Here is a 10,649-nt window from a genome sequence, read left to right as displayed (position 1 = left end):
CCCCGCCACGACACGCTCCGGCTCCGGCTCCACGATGCCCGACGACCGACGTCCACCATCGGTTGCCTCGGCCCACTGCCCGAACACCACCTCGGCTGCTTCCAGCCGGGCCAACTGCGACTCGATCCCGGACAGTTCCTTGCGGAGCAGCTCAGCCGGTCCTTCCAGCTCAAGCCGTTGCTGGACCGTCCATGTCAGCACATCCGTCATACACACCTCCCACCAGGAGGCTATGCAGCGGCCCGCTGCCCCGGCCCCGGGAATCCCAGAGGCCGCCCGTGACGGACGATCACGTGCTAACGATCTCTCGCCCGACCAGCACGAGAACCCCGCGGAAACCTCACACCAGCCCTGCTGACCAGCGGAAATCAGGATGGCAGATCTTCATTGCTCCGACGGACGGAAGGCAACGACGTTGTCTGGGACCTGCGAGCGGGGCGCCGACTGGCTTTGCTGGTCGGTCAGGACCGCGGCGGCGAGGGTGAGACGGGTGACTAGCTCTCGCAGTTCCTTGATCTCCCTTCGCTGGTTCGAGACGGTCTCTTTGAGCTTGACCACGGACTCGCGCAGTCGGCGCTCCGCCTCGGGGACTTGCTGCGCTTCGGTGCGTACCCGTTCGTAGAATTCGTTCTTCAGATCCGCGTGCCGCTTCATCAGCGCCATGCGGTGGACGTCTGCCTCGACGGCGAGGGCCGCGATGGTGAGACTCCCATTGGACGCGGTGGCCTGCCCGGCCAGGAGGCGGTCCATCGCCTCACGGATGCGCGTGCGCTCGTCGGTGGGTTGCTCGGTCATCTCAGGACCTCGGCGGTCTCGGCAGTGGCGGCGTGGGTAACGGCGGCCTGGCGGAGTCGGGCGGCGTGGGCCTGCAGCCGGTTGCCGATGTGCATGGGTGCATGCGCGGCGAGCTGGTCGATCTCGTCGGCACGATCACGCAGTTGACTGGCATGAGTGTCGGTGCGGGCCATGTTTCCGCAGCCCGCCCGGCAGTCGACCACATTCGGCGAGGTCGCGTTCGCTGCCGGTTCACACAATGCCGTCTCGCGCTTGAATGCGCAGATCAGGAGGGCGTCGGAGTTGTCGAACAGGACAATGCCGTCCCGGGCGAGATAGGCGGCCGCCTTCCTCGCGAACGTGGAGGGGACGATGCGGCCCTCGAAGTGCGGGGCTTGGGTCGCGCCGGTGACAGCGCGACGGGCCGCCGGTCCCGAGATCTTCTCACCGGCGGCCATGCGGTCACGAAGACGCGCGGCGGTGTCGGCCGCGGCAAGGGCTGTCTCGACATCGAGCACCCCGTGGATGCCCCAGCGGCCGAGGGCTCCGTAGCCGGTGGATGTGCGTGCATCCAGGACGGTGCGCATGTGGCCGTACTGGATGGCGAGGGCGATCAGCCCGCCCGGGCGGCGGGCGATGTGCCAGGCCAGCGTACGTCTGAACCGGGCCATGCCGAGCTCACCGTGCGGGTCCTGGGGGATGGCCTGTTCCGGAAGGCCCTGGGCGACGGCTTCGCGGTTGGCCCAGGCGACGAAGCTGCCGATGCGGCGGTTCAGAGTCCCGTTCTTCAGCGCCCCCTGGTGGGCTTTGACCCCCTGGAAGTCGTGATGGGCGGCGCTGAAAAGGAGCTCCCCTTCGGGGACGATGCGCTCAAGGATGCGAATCGAGCGGACGACAGGGGCGATGGCGACCCAGGGGACCTCCCGCTCGACGCCGGCGGAGATGTGGTGGCCGTTGTCGTTGGTGACCTCCTTGTAGTGATGGCTGCGGATGAGGTGGCGTCCAGGGGTGCCGTCGGGTCGGGGCGCCGGGTCAGGGCAACACCCGGAGCGCAAGCCTTGCGCTTCCTGCGGCCGCATGCCGGTCAGATAGAGGATGATGATCATGGCGGCCGTGCCGAGGTGCTTCATCAGGTCGGCGGCCTCATTGAAGTCGAGGCTCTGGCGCCAGGGGCGTCCGGCGACCTGGCCGGTAACCGGAACGTCCAGTGGGCATGGGCCGGGCCGGTACGCGGCCAGGTTGGTCAACCCGTGCTGCTTCTTGAAGCGATCGACCTGGCCGAGGCTGGCACCGGTGGTTGCGGCGATGAAAGCGCGGGCCAGGGTGTGGCCACCGTCGCATCCTGTGCTGGGTATCGGGGCTCCGGAGGTGATGAGGGGCAGCAGGGTCTCCTCAATTCGGGCGCGTCCCGCGGGGGTGGCGGTGCTGGCGGAAGCGATGCTGAGCAGCCGGCGCCGTTCGGTCCAGGCGGCCAGGATGTCCTCGGCGAGGTCGTCGACCATGCGGCCGGCCCAGACCAGCAGTGGGCCGATGACCTGCGGGTCCAAGGGTTCGGTGGTGTTCTCACGGCCGCCTTCACCGGTGGCGGAGGGCAGGTAGTCGTCGACGCCCTCGGTGTCCCAGGGAGGTCGGGGGATCCCCGAGGGGTGGGCAGCGAGTTGGTCGTAGGCCCATAGGTCGGTCAGCCGGGCGAGGACCTTCTCGGAGTAAGCGCGTGTGATGCCGCTCTGCCAGCGCTCCGTGGTGTATGCGCTCCACCACTCGTCGGTAAAAGCTCCGAGGTCGGACATGCCGCGCTCGTGCGCCCAGTGCGCAAGGCGGATCCACTCGCGGCATGTCTCCAGGATGTCGTCGGCGGAGCCGCGGGTCCGTGCGCGGTGTCCCCGGGTCTGGACAACGGTGGGTCGCAGCTCGCCGTTGATCATGATCCAGGCTGGCAGCTTCAACTGGCCGCGCAGCCCGATCGGGCACCTGCTCCAATGGATTTTGGAGAGTGTGGCGCCCGGATTGTCGATGAGTGGCGCCAAGGGCCAGACCGCATCAGCGTAGCGGCCGTTGGGGTGCCGGTTGCCGGCGCTGATCCACCGGTCCATCACGACGGGGGAATCCGGCGTCGGCATGGGCAGCACGTACGGGTCGACTTCATCGACGAGGGCGGAGGTCACGAGGCCAGCTCTCCCTTCAGTAGGAGCGCGACGACCGTGCGGTCCCGGTCGCTGACCCGGCCCAGCGCGGCATTCCAGGCGGCTGGGCCCACTCTGTCGCGCATGTCGTTCAGGCGTAGCAGGTGGTCGTGCCAGCGCGCCGTCCAGGTGTGATCGGGGAGCACCGAGCGAAGGCTCATCAGTTGCTGATGCAGATGGGCGAGGCGGGGGTGGTGACCGGGGTGGACATGGGCGTTGCCGCAGGCCAGGCAGAGTAGGAAGTCCGCTGCGCAGCCCCCGTCCGGGGCGGGCCAGGGGCTGGTGGTGTCGTCCTCGCAATCGGCCGTCGCGGTCTCGTGATGCGCGGGGTTCGGCTCACGTGCGAGGTGTCCGCCGAAGACGGTTGCCTGCGCTTGCTGGAGTGCTTCGTGGGCGCCGGCTTCGAAGACTGCTTGGGATGCTCGCTGGACTCGCTGGTCGGGCAGCACGTAGACGCTCTCGTGGGTGCCCTGAGTGTGCTGCATGGGTCTGCCCTCGCGGGTGACCGTCGTGCGCCTGGTGCGTTGGAACGGCGATCCGCTCAGCCCGTGGCTTCGAGCCCAGCTGGTGGCGTCGACACGGGAGACACCGAAGACCAGCGGGCCGATGCGCGGTGGGCGATCCAGATCGCGGCGCTCGCGCCCGACTTGTTGCAGGCGTGCGGTCATCAGCAGGTCGGTGCCGGGGACCAGCTTCGCGGCGAGCGCGCGGCCGTGTGCGGTGGCGTCCAGGGCCTGTGTGATCAGACGTCCCGGGGAGGCGGCTCCCGAGTCGGTGATGTTCTCCGTGCTGAACCACCGGCCCGCCCCGGGTCGCCGCTTCTCCACCTGCACCAGGTATGTCACCGTCGTCCTCTCACCAACCGACGGCGCCCGGGTGGGCGCGGGCATGCGGTCGTAGACGGACAGATTCCAGGCAAAGCGGTCGGTCAGCAGCACGGCCAGGGCAGTCAGCTCGTGCCGGGTCAAGAACAGCCGGCCCCACGTTCGTTCGACGCTGCCCCCGCCGAGGAGACCACGGTGCCTCAGGTTGGTCAGGCCATCGCTCCGCCGTGCGCGGGGCACGTCTCCGGTGCACGCCATCACGTCGAGGATCTGGCCGAGCTGCGCTTCACGGCTGCCTTCGGGCAGTTGCCCGAGCCGCCAGCGCTCCAGCACGATGGTGTTGTCCCGGATGCGCATCCAAGCGGCGCGGAACTGGCGCTGCGCGGTGAGTAGCACTTGCTCGCGTTCCGCATCCTCGTACGACTGCTTGCTCGGCGTTCCCTGTGGCACCCGGCGGGCGAGCTCTTCGGCCACTTGGCCGGTGCGCAGCCTCGGGTCCGCGCGCAGCAGGACCCGAATGGTGGCCAGCGTGATCCTGCCCGTGTTGGTCTTGATGTTCCGCTCGCGCCAGCGTTTCAGGGCGGCGGCGGTCAGGCCGTCGAGATCCTCAGGCGGGTTGTCCAGGCGGGAAAGGAAGCGCACGAAGACCAGCAGTTGGTTCCAGTAGTGGTCGGCGGAGGAGTGGCTCGTCCACCGACGGGACTGGGCAGCAAAGAGCGCGGCCAGCGAGTGCCGCATACGCTCTGGGGCGGGCAGCTTCGCGAAGTCGAACTCCTTCTTCTCGCCGGCCTTGTTGCCTACCGTCACTACCAGTCCGTCCCGGGGACGCGGCGGTCCGGTGCGATAGCCGGCCGGCGGCAACACGGCCCTCCGTCCCCGCCCGCTCATCCACTCACCCCGAGCAGCGTGTCGACGTCCTGGATGCCGGCCGTCTCCCGAGCCAGCCGGGTGAACACGTCGTCGATGCCCTCGCCTCCCACCGCGCCCTGGCCGTCGGTGATCTCAGCAGTGGCGAGGATGGACTCCAGCTGCAGGTGCGCGACGGGCGCGAGGTAGTGGCGCTTGGTCACCTCCACGTCCGCGTGCCCGAGGAGGGTCTTCACCAACCACCAGGGGTCACCGAACAGCAGCGCGAAGTCCCGCCGGTCGGCCGCGGTGAGCCCGTAGCGTGTCTCCATGAGCTGGTTCAGCACGATGAGCATGTAGAGCGCGAATGAGTGCCGCGCGGCGTGAGGGGTCGCGTAGGGACTCTTCCCGCGGACCTCTGCCAGCCGCAGCTCCCGCTTGACCACCCGCTCCACCGGCGCGAGCAGCACCTCGTCGCAACGCAGATTCGCGCTCCTGAACACGCCGTTCCACCGGCCCGGGAGCATCGGCAGCCCTTGCTCGGTCAGCCACAACCAGGCCGGCTCGGGCCCTTCCGGCCCATCCAGGAAGAGCCACTGACGCTCCCGCCAGCCCAACAGACCAAGCTCGCGGCCCCCAGCGACGCCGTCCCGGTCTACCCACTCGACCTTCGGCTTCGGGCCACGGGTCACTTTCGTGAGCAGCCGAATCTCAGGCAGCCGCTCGTAGCGGCCCGCGGCCTGAGCGCGCCTTACTGCCCAGGCCCGCTCGGACGCCACATACGCTTCGACCTGACCGACCGCATCGACCGAGGCGTAGAAGACTCGCCCGCACTTCGACCTGGTGACGGCGCCCGCGACACGGCCGTGGCAGTACCGGCCGGAGCGAAGCCGCTGGGTCGGAACCTCGAACGTCAGCAGCGACCCGCCCTCCTGCCGGCGAAGTCCGGAACTAAGGAGCAGTTGCACGAAACTGGTGTTCCGCAGCTCCGTCCGCGCATCCCAACCCGGTGCAGCGCCCCCGCCAGCCGCGTGACCGCGCAGTCCGATGTCCGACCACAGGGCCCAGGTCCGCGGCGTCAGCCACGACACCCGTGCGCTGACCGAGTCCGGGGCCCGGTCCTCCCGGCGGGAGAGGTCGACCGGCAGCGGAGAGACCTTCGCCCAGCGGAACAGCTTGGTGAACGCGGCGCCCTCCCGGTTCCACTTCGTACCGCCGATTCGCCCCGGATTTGCCGGCGCCGAGCAACGCCAGTCTCGGTAATCGGCCAGGTCCCGTTCACTCGCCTGGCACCACGGCACTCCGCGGGAGGACAGAAACTCGAGCAACAGACGGATGTCGGTGGCGTAGTTGCGCTTTGATTCCGGCTCCAGATTTCGGAACTCCTTGGAGCGAACGAAGTCCAACAAGCCCGCATCGATCATGCCGTCCGGACCCACGAAGACCGGAGCCCCCGGACGAAGCCCGATTCGGGCGACCGCCTCCGGCAAGTCCCCGACGCCGAGAACCCCCTCCGCGGGCATCGTCCCCCACCGCCCCGAGTCCGGGACCCTGACCATGTACCACGCCCTCAACAGACACCTCCCCTGATGCTTGAACTCGCCCAATCATCAGGGAATTCACATACAGATGGTCGGCGCTCGCCACGCCCCGCGAGCGGCGCCGGCACTCATGCGGCTGTCCGTCCGGGTCCGGGTGGTGGGCGAAGTGGCAGGCACGGTCGGTGTACAGCTTGGTGGTCAACTGACCGCCGCAGCCTCCGAGCAGCAGCCCGCACCAGAACGTGTCGTGCTCGTGCCGGCGGCGGAAGGCGTCCAGCTCGATCGCCTCCAGCGGCAGCATCAGCGGCTCCTCCGAGTCCGCGCCGCCCAGGACCGCCGTCTGGATCTGCCGCCTGTCACCCCGCACGAAACCCCGCCTTTCATCCCAACTCATCGTGCCACCCAGGCTGTTGACCTCACAGACCATCACCGTGCTCACGCCGTCGTACGCAGCGGGGCAGGCTCGGCTGCCGCGGCCGGCGTGCCATCCTGCCCGCCGGCGGGTTCCGCCCGGGCCCGGCGCAGCGCCAGGGCACGGGTGGCCTCGGACTCGCGGCGGCGCTGAACACGGGCCGCCGCAATCGAGGCCGGCTCACCGTCCGGCGCTGACTCCGGGCTCGGGAAAAGCACGGGCGCTGAGCTCGCGCATCGCCTTCGTCTGCCGCTCCCCCGCTTCCGCGATGCACGGGTCGACGCGGCTCGGGTGCGCGGCGGACTGGTGCACGGCGAGCGCGCGACGGTAGCACTCTCCCTGGTCTTCGCCGGCCCCAGCGGCGCGGCCGCAGGCTGAGTGCCTGCTTCTGAGCCGACATGACAGAACGCTTGTTGTGACCGGTCAGCGAACGGCTCGTGGGGCTGGCATGAGTAACGACACTGCTCGGACGGTCTGCGGGCTGGCGCTGGGCTATGACCCCGCGAAGGCGTGCAGGTGAGACTACCGGCAGGCGTCATCGGCGGGGTTGGGTGCCAGGGCGTAGTTCGATCCGGATGGTTTCGTCGTCGTCGATGACGTAGGTGGGGTCGGTGTCGTGATTCCAGCCCAGCGGTAGCAGGTAGTAGCGGTGGTCTCGTTCGACCAGCAGTCGCAGGCCGCTGTAGCGGTACCGGTAGTGCAGGCCCTCACCCAAGTCTTCGATGATCAGTCCGGGGGGACCGGTGATGCTCAGTTGCTCGGTGCTGTGGACGAGGACGGCCACGCGCTCCACGACGCGTTCAGCGTCTCGCTCCGCGTCCTGGCGGCCGAGCTGCCCGGCGGCCAGGGCTACCACCCACATCAGGAACAGCGCCGCGCCGACCACGGGGAGCGCACGGTCCCACGGACGCCTTGGTCTGGTCGCCACGGGCGCTGCGGCGCTGGTCTGTCCGAGAAGCAACCCGCAGGCCACCAGAAGAGGAGCGGCCCAGGCGAAGAGCTGGATGTAGCGCCACAACAGCATCAGGACGACGCCAGCGGCAACGAAGGCGAGATACGCCCGGGCCACCACACGTCCGGCGCGGCGAATGCGCCGGATGAGGTGGGCAGGGACGCCGAGCGCCGGCAGCAGCTCGGGAAGACGCGGCAGGACGATCGCCAGGGCCAGGGTGATGAGCACGGGGAACGTGGCCAGTCGCAGGCTGCGCAGTGCCAGTTCGACCGAGTCGAAGCCGATGGCGGAGCTCTCCAGGTGGAAGTAGCCGTAGTAGACGCTGCTGTGGACGAAGCCGGCGAAGAGCATCAGCGCAACGATGAACGAGCCCGCGCCCAAAGCCGAATTGGCCAGCTCAACCGGGTTTCCACCCCACACGGCCACCGGCCGCTGGGGATTTCGCCCGTCCCGCCTGCGTTCCGTCCGACGCCCTCTGGGGCGGGCGGCAGCAGGAGAGGGCTCGGCCCGCCGCGCTGTCCTCTGTCGCGCCGCGCGGCGTCGACTGCGGGAGGACGGACTTGGAGAGCCGCTCGCGGGAGCCGGTGTCCTGGTGGAGGCCATCGGCTGCCTCAGGACTCATCCGGTTCAGGCGATGGTCCTGAGCCATCCGGTGAGGGTGAGGGACATGTCGGCGAGAGCGACGGAGTAGGCAGGTCGCTGCATGAGGCAGACGACGTCGGCTCGCCGGATGGGATCGGGGGCTGTCCCTCGCTCGGAAGGGTATTCGATGGTGGAGGAGGAGGTTGAGGCACCTCGTCTGTGCTGGGGTGTGGTTGTGCTGTGTCAGTGACGGCGGAGGGCCCGGCGTTCCCACCGTCCCCAGGTGGGGGTCCCGTGTTTCCAGGCGGATCTGCAGCCGCTCCGCATGCTACGGCGCCCCAGGCCAACGCGGTCGCTGCAACGGCAATCCCGCACTTGGTTATTGCTCGTCGCCGGATCAACATGAATCCCCCATGCGCCATCGAGGACGCTGGCCTCAGCTTCCCACCAAGAGGCGACTCTGCCCATGCCTCCAACCGGGGCACAAACAGAGCCCACCGGCACTCTCCAGGGGTGAAGGCCAAAGGGACAGCTGACCGGGAATCAGGCAGAAGGTTCCTCGTCATCCCTGCTCTGGCAGCGCTGGTACTCGTCAATCCGCAGCGCCTGGGCCGATGCGGCGGGGCCCACGGGCACGACGGCGACGCTCAGCGCATCGGCCTCCTCAAAGAGCGTTTTGTCCTGGGGGAAGTGTTTGGTTCGAAGTCAAGTGTCGCGCCAGTTCAGGGTGGATTCGCGGGTCAGTCGTCTGCTTATGAGGTCGATCATCGCGAGGCGGATTATGGCTTCGGAGCGGTGCGGGTGGGTCTCGTAGTCGCGGGCGAGGCGGCGGTGGTGCATGAGCCAGCCGAAGGTCCGCTCGACGACCCAGCGCCGCGGGATCACCTTGAAACCCTTGGCGGCAGGATCTCGGCGGACGACTTCGACGTCGATGCCCAAGCGGGCGCCGTGGTCGATGGCCTTAGTGCGGTACCCGGTGTCGGTCCAGGCCTTTGTGACCTGCGGGTTCGCGGTGGCGATCCGGGACAGCAGGTGGATGCCGCCGGCGTTGTCCGAGACGCTGGCGGCGGTGACCCAGACGGCCAGGAGCAGGCCGAGAGTGTCGACGCCGATGTGGCGCTTGCGGCCTGCGATCTTCTTGCCTGCGTCGATGCCCTGGCCTGTGGCCGGCACGTTCGCGGAGGTCTTGACGCTCTGGGCGTCGAGCACGCAGGCACTCGGCTCGGCGTCCCGGCCTTCGGCCTGTCGCACCAACTGGCGCAGGATGCCGTTGAGTTGGTCGAAGAGGCCGTCCTTCTGCCACGCGGCGAAGTACCCGTAGACGGTCTCCCACGGCGCGAAGTCGTGCGGCAGATAGCGCCACGGGATCCCGGTCCGGTCGACATACAAGATGGCGTCCATGATCCTGCGCAGGTCATGCTGGGGCGGGCGCCCGATGTCCAGGCCCTTGCCCCTGCGCTCGGCTCGCCAGGCTGTCAGAGTGGGCTCGATCAACTCCCAGCGGGCATCGGACAGATCGCTGGGATACGGGCGCTGTCGCGTCATGTTTCGTTAGTGCCGTCGGGTACGGTCCGTCCCCAGAGCGCAAACGACGTCATGCGGGGGCGCTTAGGGATCAGACAGGAGCAAACTGCCCAAAACGGCCCGCCGGATGAGGCCCCTTGCCACATACGCCTCACGATGTACCTGAGCCCCAGCAGCCCCAGACCGACGCACCACTGAAGTATCACCAAACACCTTTACCGGGGCAAAACTCTCTTTCAAAGAGCGTTTTGTCCCGGCAGGGTTGTTTGGTGACGCTTCGGGCGGCGAGTGGACATGAGACCGGCGAGGCGAGCGTGCTCAATGCGGGCTGTGTGACAGCAGACGCCTCACCCTTGCCCGTTCAGGTCGAGTCGCTCCTGTCTGATCCCAAGGCGCCCCCGATTACCGCCGTTTGCGCCCCTGGGGACAAGCCATGTCCGACGGTACTAACGAAACATGCCGCCACACCGCCCATATCCCAGCGACCTCTCCGATGCCCGCTGGGAGTTGACCGGTCCCACACTCACCGTCTGGCGGGCCGAGCGCAGAGGCAAGGGCCTGGACATCGGCCGCCCGCCCGAACACGACCTGCGCCGCATCATGGACGCCATCCCCTACGTCGACCGCACCGGAATTCCCTGGCGGTACCTGCCGCACGACTTCGCCCCCTGGGAAACGGTCTACGGCTACTTCGCCGCCTGGCAGAAGGAAGGCATCTTCGACCAACTCAACGGCCTGCTACGACGCCTGGTACGGGAGGCCGAAAACCGGGATGCCGAGCCAAGCGCCTGCGTGCTGGACGCACAGAGCATCAAGACCTCCGCCAACGTTCCCGCGGCCGGCCAAGGCATCGATGCGGGCAAGGAAATCGCAGGCCGCAAGCACCACCTCGGCGTCGGCACCCTCGGCCTGCTGCTGGCCGTCTGGGTGACCGCCGCCAGCGTCTGCGACAACACCGGCGGCATCCACCTGCTCTCCCAGATCGCCACCACAAGCCCCCGCGTGACCAAA

Annotated in this window: 8 protein-coding genes; 1 reads left to right on the top strand and 7 read right to left on the bottom strand. The window is 68.4% G+C overall.

What is annotated here, in order from left to right:
* From KCH48_RS41550 to KCH48_RS41520, 7 genes are all read right to left on the bottom strand, one after another.
* Positions 1-210: hypothetical protein (locus tag KCH48_RS41550; protein ID WP_210582832.1), on the bottom strand; the 210-nt coding region annotated here is incomplete at its 3' end.
* A gap of 174 nt (positions 211-384) precedes the next feature.
* A complete protein-coding gene (locus tag KCH48_RS41545) occupies positions 385-795 on the bottom strand; it encodes a hypothetical protein (RefSeq protein WP_069757853.1) in 411 nt (136 codons plus the stop codon).
* On the bottom strand, positions 792-2,939 hold the full coding sequence (locus KCH48_RS42755; protein ID WP_307841096.1) for an integrase: 2,148 nt from the start codon (positions 2,937-2,939) through the stop codon (positions 792-794). Before KCH48_RS42755 ends, KCH48_RS41545 begins: the two co-directional genes overlap by 4 nt.
* Complete coding sequence (locus KCH48_RS41535) at positions 2,936-4,588, bottom strand: hypothetical protein (protein ID WP_307841095.1); 1,653 nt, start codon at positions 4,586-4,588, stop codon at positions 2,936-2,938. Before KCH48_RS41535 ends, KCH48_RS42755 begins: the two co-directional genes overlap by 4 nt.
* A gap of 77 nt (positions 4,589-4,665) precedes the next feature.
* Positions 4,666-6,186: a site-specific integrase gene (locus KCH48_RS41530; protein ID WP_246886750.1), complete on the bottom strand. Its 1,521-nt coding sequence runs from the start codon at positions 6,184-6,186 to the stop codon at positions 4,666-4,668.
* 929 nt (positions 6,187-7,115) lie between these two features.
* Positions 7,116-7,883, bottom strand: a complete 768-nt coding sequence (locus KCH48_RS41525; RefSeq protein ID WP_210582829.1) for a hypothetical protein — start codon at positions 7,881-7,883, stop codon at positions 7,116-7,118.
* Between the two features lie 936 nt (positions 7,884-8,819).
* On the bottom strand, positions 8,820-9,659 hold the full coding sequence (locus KCH48_RS41520) for an IS5 family transposase (RefSeq protein ID WP_210582828.1): 840 nt from the start codon (positions 9,657-9,659) through the stop codon (positions 8,820-8,822).
* Positions 9,660-10,094: 435 nt separating this feature from the next.
* Between KCH48_RS41520 and KCH48_RS41515 the strand changes: the two genes are divergently transcribed.
* The coding region (locus KCH48_RS41515; protein WP_210582827.1) for an IS5 family transposase at positions 10,095-10,649 on the top strand (555 nt) is incomplete at its 3' end.

It is taken from the genome of Streptomyces sp. GESEQ-4 (genome assembly GCF_017948455.1).
Classification (GTDB): domain Bacteria; phylum Actinomycetota; class Actinomycetes; order Streptomycetales; family Streptomycetaceae; genus Streptomyces.
This window is presented reverse-complemented; position numbering and strand designations above follow the sequence as displayed.